The sequence below is a fragment of the Micromonospora sp. NPDC003197 genome, assembly GCF_053590565.1.
Map to the genome: position 1 here is coordinate 105,885 of NZ_JBSFTE010000013.1, position 17,122 is coordinate 123,006.

The window sequence follows — 17,122 nt, forward strand, 5'->3', positions numbered from 1 at the left end:
TCCGGCGGAGGGAAGTAGCGGTTGTATCCGGTCAGCGGAGGGTGACCACCGCTACCGGTAGCGCGAAGTCGTCGTCGTCGTCATCGTCGTCGTCACCGGCGGGGCCGAAACCGCAGGCGAGCATCAGGGCGAGCAGGGCGCCGACACCGGCGAGGCCGAGCAGCTTCTTCAACATGATCAGTCTCCCTGTACTTGGCGGCCGGAACGGCCGGCGGTGAACGCTGGATCGGTACCGGTGGACGCTGGATCGGTACCGGTAAAACGGGAGATCGACAGTGCGAGGGCTCGTTCCGGCCGATGGTAGTGCCGCCTGTCCACCCCGATCGGGTCCGTCCGGGGCGGGGAGCGCGGCGATCGTGCTGGTCAGCGAGGGCACTGGGAAAGTCGGCCGCCACGCCGACGTCAACCGGCCACGCTAGCGGCCGGCTCGCTCGCCAAGGCGGTTAGGCTGACGGGGCTGTGGGGCCGGATTGGCTTCATGGATCGCGAGAACATATGGTGTCGATTGCCCGGATAGATGCTGTTTTGGGGGGCCCTTCGCATAGATTGCCCCCTCGGAAGGGTGGCGACCGAGGCCATGGGAGGAATACTCTCGGTCGCGGCCCGCGTACTGATGAGGCGCCCGGAGACGGGCGAGTGGAGGTGCTCCCGCGTGAGCCTGTCGATCGTCCAGTCGACCCTGCCAGACGGAGTAGTGGAGATCGCCCCCCGTGGAGAGATCGATGTCGACACGGCGTACGAGGTACGTGAGGCGATTGCCGGGGTGCTGACCAAGAGTCGGCCCGCCCGGATCGAGCTCAACATGCGACTCGTCAGCTTCATCGACTCGGTGGGCATCAGCGCGATGGTCGCCGGATTCCAGACCGCCGAGGTCAGCGGCGTGAAGCTGGTGGTCACCGAACCGAGCCGGTTTGTGCACCGGCAACTGTGGGTTACCGGACTACTCGGCCTCTTCGGCGCACCGGAGCCCTACTTCGCGGGTGCCTCGCCGGCCCCCGAAGCGCCGGTCGCCGGCGGCTGACCGTCATCCGGCCCGCGCCCGATCGGGTCCAGGCCGGAAAGGTCAACATCCTGCGCTTCGGTGATCGCCCGAATGGCGGTCACCGAGGCGTACCCGTCAGCGAGCCAGGCGACGTCCGTGCCGGGCTCCACCGGCTGGCCCGACTCCTCCAGCGCGGTCTGGATGAATCCGTGTCCCATCTCGGCCACGGTCATCTGGACCTGACCGAAGCCGGCCAGCGAACCCCGTCGGACACCCCGCAACTGCTCGTACGGGATGTCCGGTGAGTTGACGTTGAGTACGCACTCCAACGGCACCGAGGTCAGCCGGGGCAGCAGATCCAGCGCTAACCGGGCGGCGGTGCTCCAGTGGCGAGCGTCGTCGTGTCCGTGGTCCGCCGCCACGGCGGCGCCTCCACTGGCGGCGGTGGCCGTGGCAGCGGAGAGTACGTCGAGCGAGACCGCCATCGCCCGGCAGCCGTTGGCCGCCGCAGTGAACGCCGCGCCCACCGTGCCCGAGTGCAGAATCGCCCGGCCCGCGTTGGCGCCCCGGTTGACGCCGGAGAGCACCAGCGTCGGGGGCGGCCCGAACGCGCCATGAATGGCGATCAGCGTGATGAAACCGGGGGAGCCGGCGACACCGTACGAGGGAACTCCCGGCAGGTCGTCGACGGTGCGTTCCTCGACGACCACCCGGCCCTCCTCTTCCACCGCGGTCATCCCGGCGCTGGTACCGCTGGCCTCGGTTGCGGGCGCTGCGATCACGACGTCCAGACCTCGGGCGACCGCCGCTTCGGCCAGCCACCGGATGCCGGGGGCGGCGATGCCATCGTCGTTGGTGATGAGTACGCGCATGGTCATGCCGGATTCGTCCGGCCGGCGAACTGGTCCGGCGTCATCCGTTCCTGCCGGTCCGCCCCGATCGGGGCGAGCCGGACCCGGTCGACCAGTCCGGCGATCGCGTCCGGGCGGCCGGTACCCAGGCCGTGCCGGGTCACGTTGAGCGCGCCAGCCGCCGCTCCGGTGCGTACGGCGAGTGGCACGTCCCCGCCCCGGGCGAGTACGGCGGCCACTCCAGCGGTGAGCGAGTCACCGGCACCGCGCGGATCCGCCGCCTGTAACCGGGGCATGTGCACCTCGTAGACCTCTCCCTCGATCAACGCCAGGGCGGGATCCCCGGCCCGGCTGACCACCACCGACTCCGCGCCCTCGGTGTGCAGTTTGTGCATCGCCTCGACGAGTTCTTCCTCGCTGTCGTTGGCTGCCCGGCCATCGGCGATCAACTCCTCGTGGCTGACCTTGAGGAAGAAGAGCCCGCTGTCGAGGACCGCACCGAGATGCTCGCCGGAGAGGTCGGCCACCACCAGACTGCCGTTTCCGCCGAGGTCGGCGGCGAGCCGCCGGTAGGTGTCCGCCGGGGCCAGAGAGCGGTGGCCGGGACCGCTGAGCACGCTCACCCGCGCGCGTAGCCCCTCACCGAGAGCCAGGTTGTAGAGCTCGTCCAGTTCGTGCCGGCTCAGCGGATGTCCCGGTACGTCCGCGATTTCCTCTCGGGCGCCACTACGGCGATCGTGTACGTATCCGCCGCTGCTCGATTCCCGGCGGATCACCTTCAGGTCGACGCCCTCACTGGCCATCAGCGGTTCGAGCACCTGCCCGATCTCGCCGCCCAGACTGGCGCAGAGCACCACCGGGGTGCCGAGGGATGTGATCATCCGCGCCTGCCAGACCCCCTGACCGCCAGGATGCAGATGCATCTCTGCTTCGCCGTTGGTCTGGTCGAGGGTCACCGTCAGCTGCGGGGCCGGGGCGAAGACCATCACGTGGTCACTCATGGGGAGTCGTTTCCCTGCCTGGCGTCGCTCATGCGGCGGGTCTCTGCCTGGCGTCGCTCATGGGGCGGACGGGCGCGCTGCGTCCGTCCGTGGTTTGGGCTTGACAGGGCACACCGAGGACCCTATGTTTAACGCATCGGTTAATTAACAAGGAGGCTAAATGCGGTGGCCAGCGACCGCCTGAGCGTCATCTTCGCGGCACTGGCGGACCCGACCCGACGGGCGATCCTCGCCCGGCTCGCGGAAGGTGACGCCACCGTTTCGGAACTCGCGGAACCGTTCTCGATCAGCCTCCCGGCGATCTCCCGACACCTGAAGGTGCTCGAACAAGCCGGGTTGATCACCCGAAGCCGTACGGCCCAATGGCGCTCCAGCAGTCTCAACGCCGAACCGCTTCAGGAGGCGACGCAGTGGATGGAGCGGTACCGGAAGTTCTGGGACGCCAACTTCGAACGGCTGGACGCCCACCTGCGGCGGATCATGCAGGCGCAGGACCAGCAGGCGACACCCCACACCGACCGAGCAGAACCCGAAGGGAAAGAGTCATGACCCAGGCGAAACCCGACCAGGAACTGGTCATCACCCGGATCTTCAACGCACCGCGGGAGCTGGTCTACCGGGCCTTCACCGACCCCGACCAACTGGCCCAGTGGTTCGGGCCGGTGGGCTTCTCGGTGCCCCGGGAAACCGTCGACGTCGATGTACGCGTCGGTGGGCACCAGCGGTTCACCATGGTCAGCGATGAGGACCCGAACATGACCTCGCCGGTCAACGCCCGGTTCACCGAGGTCATCGAGAACGAACTCATCGTGGGCACCGAGGACTGGGAGGGCGTACCCGGTCAGCAGGAGACCACCGGCATGTACATGCGGATCGAGTTCCACGACGAGGGTGGGAAGACCCGTCTCGTACTGCGCCAGGGGCCGTACACCGCAGAGATGGTGCAGATGGCCACCGCCGGTTGGGAGAGCTCGTTCACCAAGCTCGACACGCTGCTCGGCAGCTGAGCGAGCCTCGTTTGCTCGTACGCTGGCATGAATCCCGTTCGTCTGGTGGCGTGAGTGTCACCGATGCCGCGTCCATGGTCGACGCCCGCCCCCGGGTCGGATCTCCGGCCCGGGGGCGGGCGCGCTATCGGTGATTCAGCCGGTGCGGGAGAGCCGATACTCAGCCGGTGGGGGAGAGGTAGAGCAGTCGGTTTGGTGAGCCGGTGCCCGGGTTGGTCACCACGCCGATGGTCGCGGTGCTGACCAGGTAGCTCTGCACCTGGGCCGGAGTCCAGGTCGGATTGTTGCTCAGCACCCGAGCGACCGCGCCGGCCAGGTGGGGTGCGGCCTGTGACGTGCCACTCAACGGGGTGGTGGCGCTGATGCTGGTGTACCAGGTCGAGGTGACCGTCACGCCGGGCGCGAAGAAGTCCAGGCAGGGGCCGAAGTTCGACCAGCTCGCCCGAGCGTCGTTGGGGCCGGTGGCGCCGACGGTGATCGCGGTCGGAGTCGAACCAGGCGAATAGTTGCAGGCGTTCGCATTGGAGTTGCCCGCAGCCACCGTGTAGGAGACGCCGTCGGCGATGGCGTTCGTCACCGCCGTGTTGAGTGCGCTGCTGGAACTGGTCTGCACGCCCAGGTTGGCCACGGCCGGCTGGCCGGGGAGATGGTCGGCGGTGACCCAGTTGATGCCGGCGATGACCGTGGAGAGTTGACCGGGTACACCGCAGTCGAACACCTTGACGGCGACCAGTACGACATCCTTGGCCACGCCCCACCACGTCCCGCCGACCGTGCCGGCCGCGTGCGTGCCGTGCCCCGTACAGTCGTTGGCCGGCGGCAGACCGTCGACCGCGTCGTACCCGTAGATCGCCTGTCCGCCGAAGTCCTGGTGGCCGATCTGCACCCCGCTGTCGATGATGTACGCCTTCACCCCGGTGCCCGCACTGGTGAAGCTGTACGTCGAGTTCATCGGGAGGGCCGGCTGGTCGATCCGGTCCAGGTTCCATGGCGCGTTGGTCTGGACGGTGGTCGGTTGCACCGTGCGGTCCTGTTCGACGTAGGCCACCGCGGGATCCTGCGCCAGTCGGCGGGCCGCAAACTCGGTCAGGTGGACCTGGAATCCGTTGAGCGCATCGCCGTACACCCGGCCCAGGGTGCCGCCGTAGCGGCCGGCCAGGCTGCTGGCGGTGGCGGAGAGTTCGGCCTGTCGGGTGCCGGCTTTGCCGCCGACGGCGCTGTCGGTGAGTACGACGATGTAGCTGCCCGGGATCGCGGTGGCGGTGCCGGCGTCGCCGATCTCGGCGCGGCTGCTTGCTGCCGTCGCCGAACCGGCGACCATCGTGCTGGACAAAACCATGATCGTGGTGGCCAGGACGCCGAGGACGCCCCGGGCGCCCAGTCTCGGTCGAGGGCTGTGGGAGAGTGTCATCCCCCAATTCTATTGATGTACCCCTATGTCTAGGGTCGGTCTGCCAAGTGTTAGGAAGGGCCCCTTCTTATCGCTTTTTGCCTTGGAAGGGGCCCTTCCTAACGTCTCAGCTCGGCGGGCCGCCGACCGCCAGTGCGGCGCGTACCGCGATATCCCGAAGCGGGACGAACCGACGTACCTGGGTCATCCGGTTCATGGTCCGGGCCAGTCGGGCCAGGCGCTGCACCGGTCGACGGCGTTCCTGGTCGTACGCCGCCAGCGCCGACCGGACGTCCGGCGCTCGGTCCAGGTGGCCAGCCAAGGTCACCGCGTCGACCAGCGCCTCGCACGCGCCCCGACCAAGGTCGGGAGTCATCGCGTGCGCGGCGTCGCCGACCACCACGGCGTTGCCTCGTACGAAGGTGGGCAGCGGTGGATGGAGATCGTAGATGTCGTGCCGCAACACCTCCGCCTCGTCGTGCAGGCCCGCCAACACCCGGCGTACCCCCTCGTGCCAGTCGCCGAAGTGCGCGCGTAGGGCAGCCACCTCGCCTGCGGGTGAGCGTCCGCCCTCGGCGGTGCGAACGGTGGCGAACCAGTTCGTCCGCCCGTCCTCGCGTGGGGTGATGCCGAACCGCTTGCCGCGCCCCCAGGTCTCGTTCACCGTGTCGATCGCACCGTCGACCGTGCCGCGCCATGCCGTACAGCCGACGTAGCGGGCCTGGCTGGTCGGGCCGAAGAGGGCGGTACGGGTCTGGCTGAAGATGCCGTCGGCGACCACCACCACGTCGTACTCCCGCTGTAGTGCGGCAACGTCGGAGATCTCCGTGTCGAGGGAGAGCAGGTCTGTTGGGAGCGCCTCGGCCAGCAGGCGGAGCAGCGCCGGCCGGGAGATCAGGTGTACGGCCTCGCCGGTGCGGCGGGCCATGGCGGCCACGTCGATGGTGGTGATCCGGCTGCCGTCCGGTCGCAGCAGATCGCCGCTGCGTTGTCGGGTGCCGATGGCGCGTACCGCGTCACCCAGCCCCATCGCGTCCAGCGCGCGCAACGCCTCCGGCCACATGCCCAGCGCCGTGCCGGTGCCGCCCGGCGTGCCGGCCCGCTCGAAGACCCGTACCGACCAGCCGGCCCGATGCAGCATGATCCCGGTGGCCAGGCCACCGATCCCGCCCCCGATGATGCCCGCTCTTCTGCTCATGCGTCGAACCGTACTACGGATGTAGTAAATGCACTACAGTCGTAGTGGCCTAAGGTGATCCACATGGAGAGCAGGCAGGTCCGGATCGCCGACGCGGCCATCCGGGTGTTGGGCGAGCGAGGGCTGCGCCAGCTGACCCATCGGGCGGTGGATGCTGAGTCCGGTCTGCCGGCCGGCTCCACGTCCAACTACTTCCGTACCCGGGACGCGTTGCTCACCGGGGTGGTGACCCGGATGACCGAGCTGGACCGGGAAGTATGGCAGCGGTTCGCCGGCGTGATCCAGCCCGCCGACATCGACGAGCTGGCCGGGGCGCTGGGAGAGTTCGTACGCTTCGCCACCGGCCCGGGACGCTGTCAGACACTGGCCCGGCTGGCGCTGTTTGTGGAGGCCGGGGTCCGCCCCGAGCTGCAACAGGAACTGGTGCGCGGCAACCGCGAGATCATCGAGTGGGGGATCCCGTGGCTGCGGGGGATCGGCTCGACCGATCCGGCGGGACATGGCCGACTGCTCGCCGACTACCTCGACGGGGTGGTGCTGCACGGGGTGGCGTTCCCCGACACGAAGACCGACCCGGTACCCGGGATCCGGCTGCTGCTGGGCGGCCTGGTCGCCGCCGACGGCGGTTAGGAAGGGCCCCTTCCTATACAAAAAGCGATAGGAAGGGGCCCTTCCTAACCTCAAACCTCAGCGCATCAATACACGGAGAGGTGGACGTGGTTGGTGTGGTCGCTGGAAGGGTCGCCGTTGCCGCCGCTGTACGACTTCCAGCCGCTGCTCGGTAGCCAGATCTGCTTGAACCAGATCACGTAGAGCACCCCGAGCCGGTTGGCGTTGTTCACGTAGTACGCCGCCAGGTTGTTGCCGTAGGTCCGGTCCCCGCCGGTCGCCACCCCGCCGAAGCCACCCTTCTGGGCGGCGAAGTCGCAGGCCCGCCCCTTCGGGTGCTCGCCGGAACCGCCACTGCGATAGCAGGAGACGTACCGGGTGAAGCCGGCGGCCTTGGCCTGGTTCATCGCGTGCAGGGTGCGCGGTGTGATGCAGCCCGAGGTGGTGGGGTCGTTCACGCTGCACGACTCGTTTGGCCACGAGCCGTCGGAGTTGCGTGGTGCGGGCTTCGCCGCCGAGGAGTTGCTGCCGGTCACGCCAGCGCTGGGGGAGCCGCTGCCGGCGGTGGCCAGGGCCCGCTCGGCCTGCTGCTTGCGGCTGGCCATGACGGCGACCTGTTTGCGCTGCTCGCGGATCTCGTTGTCCAGCGCCGCCTTCGCCCGGCTCTCCCGTTCGCGGGTGTCGAGTAGCGCCCGAAGTTGCCGGTCCTCGCTGCTGGCGACCATCCCGAGGGTGGCCGCGCGGTCCACGAAGCCATCCGGGGAGTCGCTGTTGAGCAGGGCGGCCACCGTGCCGAGGCGACCGGTCCGGTAGGCCGCTCCGGCCAGCTCACCCACGGTCGCGGCCCGGGTGGGCAGTTCGGCCTCGATGGCCGCGAGGTGTTCGGCGAGCTGCTTCTGTCGTTTGATGGAGTTGTCCAGCGCCGCCTTGGCGTCCAGGTAGCCCTTCGAGGCCGCCTCAAGCTGTTTCCGCAGGCTGGGGCTGCCGCCCTCCGGGTCGGCGGTGTCTGGAGCGGCGAGGAGCCCAGCGGCGGTGACCAGGCGGGGCATCCCGCTGGCGGTTGCGCCGGGTGCCCCGGCGGTTACCGGGGCGGCGCCCGCCGGTACGGCGACCGTCAGGCAGACCGTGATCGTTGCGGCCACCAGCGCCGTCATGCGGGCGGCCGTTCGTCGTACGGGTGCCGGGAATGGCATGCAGTTGTCCTTCCGTCAGCCGCCGACCGGGTTAGCTGACGGGTTCGGGACGGAAGATCCCTACCGCTGACGCGGATGCACCCCAAGTGGTGGTTCCCCGGTTCGCAGATGGCGATTAGGCGGCAGTCACCACCGGCACCGGTGCCGGTGCCGCCTGGTGGTGACCTCGACCGAGCCTACCGGTAGCGCCGAGAAAGATCATGACCGTACGCGGAAACTTAAGACGCTGCTAAATGGCACCGCTGAATCTCGTCGCTGAATCTCGGCGCGTCAGACCCCTACCACCCGGTCGGTCCGCAGGTGCCGGGCTCCGTACCCGGCTCGACCTGTAGGGTCGCGTGTTCGATGTGGAAGTCGTCGTGCAGGGCCACCCGTGCGGCGGCGAGCACCTGTGCCACCTCCGTGCCCGGCTCGATGGTGAGGTGCGCGGAGGCGACCTCCATCCCGGAGGTGAGGGTCCACACGTGCAGATCGTGCACGTCGGCAACCCCGGGGACGGCGGAGAGCCGCTCCGCCACGGCGGGGACGTGCAGGTGCTCGGGGGCAGCCTGCACCAGGATGCGTACCGCCGCCCGGCCCAGCCGCCAGGTGCGCGGCAGGATGAAGACGCCGATGGCCACCGCGACCAGCGGGTCGGCCCACCACCAGCCGGTCAGCGCGATCAGGCCGGCGGCGACGATGACCCCGACCGAGCCGAGCAGGTCGCCGAGCACCTCCAGGTAGGCCCCGCGCAGGTTGATGCTCTCCTTGGCGCCGGAGCGCAGTAGGGCGAAGGCGACGACGTTGGCCAGCAGGCCGAGTACGGCTACGACGAACATCGGCCCGGCGAGCACGTGTGGCGGTTCACCGAATCGGCGTACCGCCTCGACGAGGACGTAGATCGCGACGCCGAAGAGCAGCACCGCGTTGGCCAGCGCCGCGAGCACCTCCAGGCGGTAGAGGCCGAAGGTGCGCTGCGGGTCGTTCGTCGTCCGGCGGGTCGCGGTGATCGCGGCCAGGGCCATGCCGATTCCGAGTACGTCGGTGAACATGTGCCCGGCGTCGGAGAGTAGGGCCAGTGACCCGGTGATGAGGGCGGCGACCGCCTCGACGACCATGAACGTGGCGAGCACGGCGAAGGCGGCCCAGAGCCGTCCCCGGTGGCGCTCCGCGGCGCGCATCACCTGCCCGCCGTGGTCGTGTCCAGCCCCCATCGGCCCACCCTCCGTCGCTCCCGCGCGTCTGGCTCAACTTATGTTCACATCGCAATATGTGCAAGCGAAACGCTGGCAAAGCAGAAGCAGGGAGAAGGTAGACCTAGAGAGAGCATGCGGGCAGCAGGGGACAGGGAGAGGACAGCAACAGCGGCGCCGGTGGGCCGGGACGACGGGCGCGGGTCAGTCGGTGAGGTCGATGGTGGTGAGCCGCTGGGTGGCCCGGGACAGGGCGACGTAGAGGGTGCGTACCCCCGACTCCGAATCGGCCCGGATCTCCCCGGGCGCGACCAGCACGACCCCGTCGTACTCCATGCCCTTGGCCTGGAGACAGTCGACCACCTGTAGGCGCGGTCCGGCCAGCTCCGCCACCCAGTCGGCGATCTCGGTCCGGCGCGGTACCGGCGTGATCACGCCGACCGTCCCCTCCACCTCGGCGAGCAGTCGCGCGGTGGCGGTACGGACCTGTTCTGGCAGCTCGGCGGCGGGCACCCGCAGCGCGACCGGCTCGACCCCGGTGGTCCGTACGGCGGTGGGCAGCGGCAGGTCCGGATGTACCTCGCGGATCACCTCCGCAGCGACGGCGAAGATCTCTGCCGGGTTGCGGTAGTTGGTGGAGAGGGTGTACTCGTGCCGGGGCCGACTGCCCAGCGCCTTGTCCCGAGCCTGGGCAAGCTCACGCGGGTCGCCGGCCCAGGCGGTCTGCGCCGGATCACCCACCACGGTCCAGGACGCCAGCCGGCCCCGCCGGCCGATCATCCGCCACTGCATGGGGGAGACGTCCTGCGACTCGTCCACCACCACGTGGGCGTACTCGCGGTAGTCCTCCGGCCGCTGCCGGTCGGCCCGCGCGGCGCGCTGCCGGTCGGCGTACGTGCTCAACTCCCGTACCCCACCGGCGAGCTGGAACGGGTCCCGCTTGCGTCGGGCGGCCCGCTTCATCGGCTTGCCGAGCAGCTCGTCCAACTCGTCGAGCAGGGCGACATCGGCGATCGTCGGCCCGTCCGCATCCAGATTCCGGTACGACTCGGCGAGCAGCCGGGTCTCGGCACCGGACAGGATTCCCGCCGTGTACGCGCGCAGCCGCTCCGGCATCGCCAGCCAGCCGAGCACATGCCACGGGTGCAGCCGGGGCCACCAGGCGCGCAGGAAGTCCCGGAATTCGGGCCGCTCGGCCACCTCGTCCTCGAACACCCGCTGGTCGGGCAGGCGACCGACGCGCATCTTGCGGACCTGGGCCCAGAGTGCGGAGAAGATCCCGTCGAAGCCGATCCGGCGTACCTCGTTGCGGCGACCGCCCCCGGCGAGCGCCCGAGTGCGGATCTTGTCCAGTTCGGCGGTGCTCAGCCGGAGCAGTTCACCCCGGTAGAGCAGGCGCAGCTCGCCCGGACCGTCCGGTACCGCGTCCCGGGCCGCCCGACGCAGCACCTGGCGCATCCGGAGCGAGCCCTTGATCGCGGCGACCTCGGTCCGGTCGACTCGGGTCGCCACCACCCCGGGGAAGAGCGAGCCCAGCGAGTGCAGGGTCGCCGTCTCCTCACCGAGCGAGGGCAGCACCGAGGCGATGTACTGGACGAAGACCCCGGACGGGCCGACCACCAGGACACCGCCCCCGGCGAACCGGTTCCGGTCGGAATAGAGCAGGTACGCGGCCCGGTGCAGGGCCACCGCCGTCTTGCCGGTCCCCGGCCCGCCGGAGACGATCGTCACTCCGGAACCGGGGGAGCGGATGGCCTGGTCCTGCTCCCGCTGGATGGTGGCGACGATGTCGCGCATGCCCCGGCCGGTGGCCCGGGACAGGTTGGCCAACAGCGCACCGTCACCGACCACTCGCATCCCGGGCGGTGCGGCGGCCGGGTCGAGCAGGTCGTCCTCGATCCGGGTGACCCGCTCGCCGGTGGACTGGATCGTCCGCCGCCGGATCACGCCCTGCGGATCGGCGGCGGTGGCCTGGTAGAAGGCGGCGGCGGCTGGTGCCCGCCAGTCGATCAGCAGCGGTTCGGCGCTCTCGCCGCGAATGCCGAGCCGGCCGATGTGCATCACCGGACCGGTGCGCAGGTCCAGCCGGCCGAAGACCAAGCCCTCGTGCTCGGCGTCGAGCGAGTGCCGTCGTCGGGCGGCGTGGAAGACCATCGCGTCCCGCTCCACCAGCGCCCCGAAGTTGCCCACCCGAGCCAGTTGGTAGCCCTCCTGCTCCGCCAGCGCGGCCGACTGGCGCAGCGCAGCCAACCGGGCGTAGACCCGGTCGAGATGGTGCTGTTCAGCGGCCATCTCCTGTTCGAGGGTGGTGAGGTCGGTCAACGCGCTGGCTCCTGGACGATCGGTGGTAGGCCATCGTCACGAACCGACCCACCTCGTCGGTGGGTTGTCGGTTCGTGACGGTGACCAGAGCGAGGGTACGGGTAACCGCCCAGGTACGTGCTGCCGAGCGAGGTATGTCGGCGGGTATTTGATCTCCGTCACGTTCCGACGGGTGTGGTGGCGGGGCGGCGACGCAGCGCGACGGGTGCGGTGGCCGGGCGGCGACGCAGGGCGAGCAGTGCCCAGGGCACCCAGACCAACTCCAGCAGGATCCGTACCCACACCGGACCGATCGGGGTGAACGGCACCATGACCAGCCCCCGGTCGAGGGCTCCGAGCAGGGCGAAGCCGCCCAGCGCCAGGGTCAGCCAGCCCAGCCCGGTACGCCCGGCGGCGCGTACGGACCAGCCGAGGCCGAGCCAGCCGAGCCCGGTCAGCAGCAACCCGGCCGGGGTCCACCAGGTCGCCTCGGCGGCGGTCCCGAACACCCCGATGGCCAGGCCACCGAGCAGCAGCACCACCGACCAGCCCGCCGGCCCGCTGGTACGCCCCCGGGCCACCCGCGCCCCCCGGGCCACCCGCGCCCAGAGGGCCAGCCCGAGCAGGCCGAGCAGCAGCGCCTCACCGAGCGCCCACTGCACCTCTATCCGGGCCAGGCCCCGGGCGCCGTACCAGTCGCAGTTGCCGGGCATTCGGCGCTCGCCGAGGGAGTAGTCGGAGCAGGCGTAGAGCTTGAGCAGCTTGCCCGGCTCGGCGATCGCCCGGTTGCTGCCCAGCCCGGCGGGCAGGTCGTCGTGTCCGCAGGCGGGCCGGGCCAGTGGCTCGGCACCGGCGTCGGACGCGGCCTGCCAGCAGGACCCCCGGCCCTGGCCGTCCCACCAGAAGTCCATCCGGTTCGGGGCGGTGCCGCCGTCCGGCTTCACACCCAGCTTGTTGCCCAGGTAGCGGTTGTGGTGTGAGGTGTCGAACTGCGCCCCCAGCGAGGTGTCGCCACGTATCTGCCCCGGCACCCAGGACGTGACGAAACCGGCGTACTTGTGCCCGTACACCCAGTTGTCCCGCCAGAGGTTGTAGTTGCCGCCGGGGTTGATCACACCCGTGCCCACCGGTAGCCCGACCGCCGGACAGACCACGCCCTGCTCATAGCCGCGCTCGGCGTACGGGCGGGCGCAGGTGCCGTCCCGGACGTACCGGTAGTAGTCCTCGTTGTTGTCGCCGATCACGTTGCGCTCGAACCGGGCGTGGTTCTGCGGCATGCCCGGGTGGTTGGGGAAGGCCGAGTCGGTGCCGACCCCCGCCCCGTTGCCGGTGAAGACGTTGTCGTGCGCCCAGACCGAATCCCCGGCGGTGCCCGAGTAGCCGAGCAGGTTGTGGTGCGAGTAGCAGCCCCGGATCTCGATGGCGTACCGGTCGACCTGGTGACCCCGGTTGGCGTTGATGTTGGAGGCGGCCCCCGGATAGACGCCCGAGTCGCCGTTGCCGTACGCCTCGCAGTCGGTGTAGAGGCCGTGATCGTCGGCGAAGGTGAGGAAGCCGTACTCGTCGTTCCACCGACCGGTCACCCGGTCGATGACGAACCCGTCGGTCTCCAGGATGTAGACGGCGTTGAAGGTGGTCCGCTGGGCGGTCAGGTTGCGCAGGTAGAAGCCGTTGGCACGGTCTGCGCGAATGGCGTTGAGCCTCTGGTACGCGGCATCGACGACCACGTCGAGCGGGTTGATCCCGGTGCCCTCGATCTGGAGGTCGCGCTTGCCGATCACGGCCACCAGGTTCTGGATGTGCGGGCAGTCGCGCTGCTGTTCGAAGCTGAGCACCTGGTAGAGCTGGTTGCCCGACATCGGTGCGGAGAGGTTGGCACAGGCGGGCGGCGGGGGTGCCAGGCTCGGCTCCTCGCGATAGACGCCGGGCAGCACCAGGATCCGGGTGCCGGGTAGTCGTACCGCATCCACCGCTGCCTGGATGTGCCGGTAGCCGGTGCGCTGGCACTCGGTGAAGAGTTCCTGGTTGCGGGTCTTGGCCTCGCTCGGGAAGGCGACGATTCGGCTGGCAAAGTCGGTCGGATCGTCCTTGCAGACCAGCAGCCGGGGACCATCGGCGCGGTAGATGGGGACGCTGCCGGTGCCATCCGGATAGACGGGATCACGCTCGTCGTGGGCGGCGGCGGGCGCGGCGGATGCCAACACCAGTAGCAGGAGTACGGCTGTTCCGACGACGCGCGTCAATATCGCCATGTGGCGCAGATTAAGGGAAGTCTCAGCTGGAGGCTAGGTTCGGCGGGGAAAAGTGAACGGCCCCGGTGCGGGATCGAATGATCCTTCACCGGGGCCGTTTCGGATGCCCTCAGGCGGGTGGCCGGAAGTGGCCACCCAGGCGGGTGACTCAGGCCTCGAAGACGCCGGCCTCGACCAGCCGCTTCTCGGTGGCCTCCCAGCCGTCGCTCGGGTGCGCGGCGGCCAGGCCGTTGATCTCAGCCCGGATCTTGGCCGCGTGGCCGGCACCAGCCAGCACCCGGATCTCCTCGATGAACGCCTCGGAGTCGGTGCGCAGGTGGTTGGTCTTGCCGTTGGTCAGGTTCCGCACGTAGGCGTGCTTGCCGCCGTTGAGCGGGATGAGGTACTTGAACTCGCCGAGAACGCTCAGGGCGCCACCCTGACCGGCCTGGCCGGCGCGGACTGACGCGCGCGCGGTCTTAGAGGTGTTGCTCGCCACGGAGGTACTCCTTGCAAGACGTACGTACGGGAGGACGGATGGTCCGGGGGCCCGACGGCGGACCGCCGGAAGGGGTCTGGTGGTCGGTGGACCGCCGGACACGGGAAACGCTAGTGGCGGCAGAAGCCGCCGAGTGAACTTTACATGACCCCGCAGGCCGGTTGGCTAGCGCGGGCCGTCGTAGGGGTGCAACCACGGCCACCGGGATGGCTATTCCACACCATCGAATTCCCGATTTCCTAGCACACCATCCGTCACGTCAGTCATCATAAGTCTCAGCCACCTGGTGATCGAGGTCGTAGGGGAAGACGCACCTCGCTCCCCGGGAGGTCACAACGTGCCAACGCGTGGCGTCGTATACGTCCACTCGACCCCACTCGCCGTGTGTCAACACGTCGAATGGGCGATTGCGCGCGTCCTTTCCGCGCCGGTCAATTTGCACTGGACGGCCCAACCGGTCGATCCCACCGCCCGTCGGGCGGAGTGCGGGTGGTCCGGGCGGTCCGGGACCGGCGCGGAACTGGCTGCTGCCCTTCGGCAGTGGCCCATGATCCGTTTCGAGATCACCGAAGAACCCAGCCCCGGCCTGGATGGGGAGCGGTTCATGTACGCCCCCGGTCGGGGACTGTTCCGAGCCGCCACCGGCGCGGCCGGCGACATCCAACTCGGCGAGGACCAGCTCCGCAGCATCATGGCGAGCGCCCGCGCCCCGGAGGCGCTCGCGCACGCGCTGGACAAGGCCCTCGGTACGGCCTGGGACGCCGAACTCGAACCGTACCGGCACGCCGGCGACGGCGCTCCGGTGACCGTTCTCACCCAGGTCGGCTGAGCCTGTCCGGTTCAACCGGCAGCTTCGGCTGAGCCGGGCCGGCGTACCCGCAGCTCACGGCGGCGGCGACAGCCCCAACTTGCCCCGATTCGGGGGGAACTGATGGGATGGGCCGCGTGCCGCTCACCCCTCGGCGGATACCCGTCATGCTTGCCCTGTTGGCCACGCTGATCACCGCCGGTTGCGCTGGCGACCCGACCGCCACATCGCCGCCGGCCAATCCCGCCCCGCCCGCCCCACCCAGTGGCGACCCCGCCGACCAAGCCGCCCAGCTGGTGGCCACCCTCGCCGACGAGGACCTGGTCGGGCAGGTGCTGATGCCCTACGCGTACGGCGACTCGGCCACCCGGGTCTCCGCCGGCTCAGCAGCCGGCAACCGGAAGCTCGCCGGGGTCGACACCCCAGCGCAGATGGTCGAGAAGTACCGGCTCGGCGGCGTGATCCTGGTCGGCTTCTCCGCCGACGACCCCACCGGCAGCAACCAGGCCACCACCAACGTCGACAACCCGGAGCAGGTGCACGGGCTGACCACCGGGCTGCGCGCCGCCGCCGCGAAGCTGCCCGCCGGCTCCGCGCCGCTGCTCGTCGGCATCGACCAGGAGTACGGCGTGGTCACCCGGATCAAGGACGGCGTCACCATCCTGCCCAGCGCGCTGGCCACCGGTGCGGCCGGTGACCCGGCGCTGACCGAGGCGGCCTGGCGGGCAGCCGGCACCGAACTCGCCGCGCTCGGCGTCAACGTCGACTTCGCCCCGGACGCCGACGTACTCGCCACCAACAGCGCGGTGATCGGCTCCCGCTCCTACGGTGCCGACCCGAAGGCCGTCGGTGCCCAGGTCGGCAGCGCCGTACGCGGTCTGCAGGGCGCGGGCGTGGCGGCCACCCTCAAGCACTTCCCCGGACACGGCCACACCGCCGCCGACTCGCACGAGGACCTGCCGCAGCTCACCCAGGACCGCAAGACCCTCGACGCCGAGGCGATCTCGCCGTTCAAGGCGGGCATCGACGCTGACTCGTGGCTGGTGATGTCCGCGCACCTCGACGTACGGGCGATCGACCCGGGCACCCCGGCCACCTTCTCCCGCAAGCTCCTCACCGACGTGCTGCGCGGCCAGCTCGGCTTCAAGGGAGTGCTGGTCACCGACGGGATGAACATGGGGGCGCTGCAACGCTGGTCGGCCGGCGAGGCAGCGGTCAAGGCCATCAACGCCGGCAACGACCTGCTGCTGATGCCGCCCAACATCACCCAGGCGTACGACGGGCTGCTGACCGCCCTGCGGGACGGCTCGCTGCCCCGGGCCCGGCTGGTGGAGGCGGTCACCCGGGTACTGACCCTGAAGTTCCGGCTCGCCACCCACGCCACCCCGGCCATGTCCACCCTCAACAGCGCGACCCACCAGGAGGCGGTCAGCCGACTCGCCGCAGCGTCCATCACCCAGCTGCGTGGAACGTGTGCCGCCGCGAAGCTGACCGGCCCGGTCACGGTCAGCTCCTCGGGTGGACGGGACCAGACCCGGAAGGTGCTGACCGAGGCGCTACGCGCGGCCGGCGTGCAGGTGGTCGAGCAGGGCGGCACCGTGGTCCACCTGGTCGGGTACGGCGACGAGACCGCCGATCTGCGCGCCGACGCGGCGGTGACGGTGGCCATGGACACGCCGTACCTGCTCGGCAAGGCGAAGTCCAAGGTGCTGCTGGCGACGTACTCCTCCAGCGCGGCCTCGATGACAGCGTTGGCGCAGGTGCTCGCCGGCCGGGCCCAGCCGGTCGGCCGATCCCCGGTGCCGGTGCCCGGATTGCCGGTCAGTTCCTGCGCTCGCTGACGTCGAATCGGCGGTCGGGCAGGGTGACCTCGGTCACCG

General features: G+C 69.9%; 16 protein-coding genes and 1 riboswitch. Of the genes, 6 read left to right on the forward strand and 10 right to left on the reverse strand.

Features of this window, described 5'->3' with window-relative positions; all coding sequences use genetic code 11:
* Positions 1–31: 31 nt before the first annotated feature.
* Complete coding sequence (locus ACWDV4_RS16690) at positions 32–175, reverse strand: hypothetical protein (protein ID WP_449979415.1); 144 nt, start codon at positions 173–175, stop codon at positions 32–34.
* Positions 176–652: 477 nt separating this feature from the next.
* Between ACWDV4_RS16690 and ACWDV4_RS16695 the strand changes: the two genes are divergently transcribed.
* Positions 653–1,021, forward strand: a complete 369-nt coding sequence (locus tag ACWDV4_RS16695; RefSeq protein ID WP_449979416.1) for an STAS domain-containing protein — start codon at positions 653–655, stop codon at positions 1,019–1,021.
* On the opposite strand, the gene surE is transcribed toward ACWDV4_RS16695, so the two are convergent.
* Positions 970–1,860: a 5'/3'-nucleotidase SurE gene (gene surE / locus ACWDV4_RS16700; protein ID WP_449979419.1), complete on the reverse strand. Its 891-nt coding sequence runs from the start codon at positions 1,858–1,860 to the stop codon at positions 970–972. The two genes, ACWDV4_RS16695 and surE, sit on opposite strands and share 52 nt — an antisense overlap.
* Positions 1,857–2,834: a 1-phosphofructokinase family hexose kinase gene (locus ACWDV4_RS16705; RefSeq protein WP_449979422.1), complete on the reverse strand. Its 978-nt coding sequence runs from the start codon at positions 2,832–2,834 to the stop codon at positions 1,857–1,859. The genes surE and ACWDV4_RS16705 overlap by 4 nt, the downstream gene beginning before the upstream one ends.
* 165 nt (positions 2,835–2,999) lie before the next feature.
* Between ACWDV4_RS16705 and ACWDV4_RS16710 the strand changes: the two genes are divergently transcribed.
* Positions 3,000–3,383 (forward strand): ArsR/SmtB family transcription factor, encoded by a 384-nt coding sequence (locus ACWDV4_RS16710; RefSeq protein ID WP_449979424.1) that lies wholly within the window; start codon positions 3,000–3,002, stop codon positions 3,381–3,383.
* Positions 3,380–3,841: an SRPBCC family protein gene (locus tag ACWDV4_RS16715; RefSeq protein ID WP_449979427.1), complete on the forward strand. Its 462-nt coding sequence runs from the start codon at positions 3,380–3,382 to the stop codon at positions 3,839–3,841. The genes ACWDV4_RS16710 and ACWDV4_RS16715 overlap by 4 nt, the downstream gene beginning before the upstream one ends.
* A 160-nt stretch (positions 3,842–4,001) precedes the next feature.
* Here the strand turns inward: ACWDV4_RS16715 and ACWDV4_RS16720 are convergent, their stop codons facing one another.
* Together ACWDV4_RS16720 and ACWDV4_RS16725 are read right to left on the reverse strand one after the other, a co-directional pair.
* Entirely contained in the window at positions 4,002–5,252 is a 1,251-nt protein-coding gene (locus ACWDV4_RS16720) for a S8 family peptidase (protein WP_449979430.1), read from the reverse strand.
* A gap of 106 nt (positions 5,253–5,358) precedes the next feature.
* A complete protein-coding gene (locus ACWDV4_RS16725; RefSeq protein ID WP_449979432.1) occupies positions 5,359–6,429 on the reverse strand; it encodes an FAD-dependent monooxygenase in 1,071 nt (356 codons plus the stop codon).
* A gap of 63 nt (positions 6,430–6,492) precedes the next feature.
* Here ACWDV4_RS16725 and ACWDV4_RS16730 point away from each other — a divergent pair, with 63 nt between their 5' ends.
* Complete coding sequence (locus ACWDV4_RS16730; protein WP_449979435.1) at positions 6,493–7,059, forward strand: TetR/AcrR family transcriptional regulator; 567 nt, start codon at positions 6,493–6,495, stop codon at positions 7,057–7,059.
* A gap of 65 nt (positions 7,060–7,124) precedes the next feature.
* Here ACWDV4_RS16730 and ACWDV4_RS16735 read toward each other — a convergent pair whose 3' ends face one another.
* The 5 genes from ACWDV4_RS16735 to ACWDV4_RS16755 form a co-directional block, all read right to left on the reverse strand.
* Positions 7,125–8,231, reverse strand: coding sequence for a coiled-coil domain-containing protein (locus ACWDV4_RS16735; RefSeq protein WP_449979437.1), 1,107 nt, complete (start codon positions 8,229–8,231; stop codon positions 7,125–7,127).
* Between the two features lie 4 nt (positions 8,232–8,235).
* Positions 8,236–8,363: riboswitch (cyclic di-AMP (ydaO/yuaA leader) on the reverse strand.
* Between the two features lie 146 nt (positions 8,364–8,509).
* Positions 8,510–9,424, reverse strand: coding sequence for a cation diffusion facilitator family transporter (locus ACWDV4_RS16740; RefSeq protein ID WP_449979439.1), 915 nt, complete (start codon positions 9,422–9,424; stop codon positions 8,510–8,512).
* A 183-nt stretch (positions 9,425–9,607) separates the two neighbouring features.
* Positions 9,608–11,725, reverse strand: coding sequence for a HelD family protein (locus ACWDV4_RS16745; RefSeq protein ID WP_449979441.1), 2,118 nt, complete (start codon positions 11,723–11,725; stop codon positions 9,608–9,610).
* A gap of 158 nt (positions 11,726–11,883) precedes the next feature.
* Positions 11,884–13,956 (reverse strand): right-handed parallel beta-helix repeat-containing protein, encoded by a 2,073-nt coding sequence (locus ACWDV4_RS16750; RefSeq protein ID WP_449979444.1) that lies wholly within the window; start codon positions 13,954–13,956, stop codon positions 11,884–11,886.
* A 148-nt stretch (positions 13,957–14,104) separates the two neighbouring features.
* Positions 14,105–14,434, reverse strand: a complete 330-nt coding sequence (locus ACWDV4_RS16755) for a hypothetical protein (RefSeq protein ID WP_449979446.1) — start codon at positions 14,432–14,434, stop codon at positions 14,105–14,107.
* Between the two features lie 337 nt (positions 14,435–14,771).
* On the opposite strand from ACWDV4_RS16755, the gene ACWDV4_RS16760 reads away from it, so the two are divergent.
* The gene (locus ACWDV4_RS16760; protein WP_449979449.1) at positions 14,772–15,263 is read left to right on the forward strand and encodes a DUF3145 domain-containing protein; all 492 of its coding nucleotides are present in this window, start codon (positions 14,772–14,774) and stop codon (positions 15,261–15,263) included.
* A 107-nt stretch (positions 15,264–15,370) separates the two neighbouring features.
* Positions 15,371–17,083, forward strand: coding sequence for a glycoside hydrolase family 3 protein (locus ACWDV4_RS16765; protein ID WP_449979451.1), 1,713 nt, complete (start codon positions 15,371–15,373; stop codon positions 17,081–17,083).
* Positions 17,084–17,122: the final 39 nt, after the last annotated feature.

Excerpts from the sequence above, each read along its gene's own strand:
- ACWDV4_RS16690 (WP_449979415.1), bottom strand. The coding sequence starts at position 175 with ATGTTGAAGAAGCTGCTCGGCCTCGCCGGTGTCGGCGCCCTGCTCGCC.
- surE (WP_449979419.1), bottom strand. The coding sequence starts at position 1,860 with ATGACCATGCGCGTACTCATCACCAACGACGATGGCATCGCCGCCCCC.
- ACWDV4_RS16705 (WP_449979422.1), bottom strand. The coding sequence starts at position 2,834 with ATGAGTGACCACGTGATGGTCTTCGCCCCGGCCCCGCAGCTGACGGTG.
- ACWDV4_RS16715 (WP_449979427.1), top strand. The coding sequence starts at position 3,380 with ATGACCCAGGCGAAACCCGACCAGGAACTGGTCATCACCCGGATCTTC.
- ACWDV4_RS16720 (WP_449979430.1), bottom strand. The coding sequence starts at position 5,252 with ATGACACTCTCCCACAGCCCTCGACCGAGACTGGGCGCCCGGGGCGTC.
- ACWDV4_RS16725 (WP_449979432.1), bottom strand. The coding sequence starts at position 6,429 with ATGAGCAGAAGAGCGGGCATCATCGGGGGCGGGATCGGTGGCCTGGCC.
- ACWDV4_RS16730 (WP_449979435.1), top strand. The coding sequence starts at position 6,493 with ATGGAGAGCAGGCAGGTCCGGATCGCCGACGCGGCCATCCGGGTGTTG.
- ACWDV4_RS16735 (WP_449979437.1), bottom strand. The coding sequence starts at position 8,231 with ATGCCATTCCCGGCACCCGTACGACGAACGGCCGCCCGCATGACGGCG.
- ACWDV4_RS16740 (WP_449979439.1), bottom strand. The coding sequence starts at position 9,424 with ATGGGGGCTGGACACGACCACGGCGGGCAGGTGATGCGCGCCGCGGAG.
- ACWDV4_RS16750 (WP_449979444.1), bottom strand. The coding sequence starts at position 13,956 with ATGGCGATATTGACGCGCGTCGTCGGAACAGCCGTACTCCTGCTACTG.
- ACWDV4_RS16765 (WP_449979451.1), top strand. The coding sequence starts at position 15,371 with ATGGGCCGCGTGCCGCTCACCCCTCGGCGGATACCCGTCATGCTTGCC.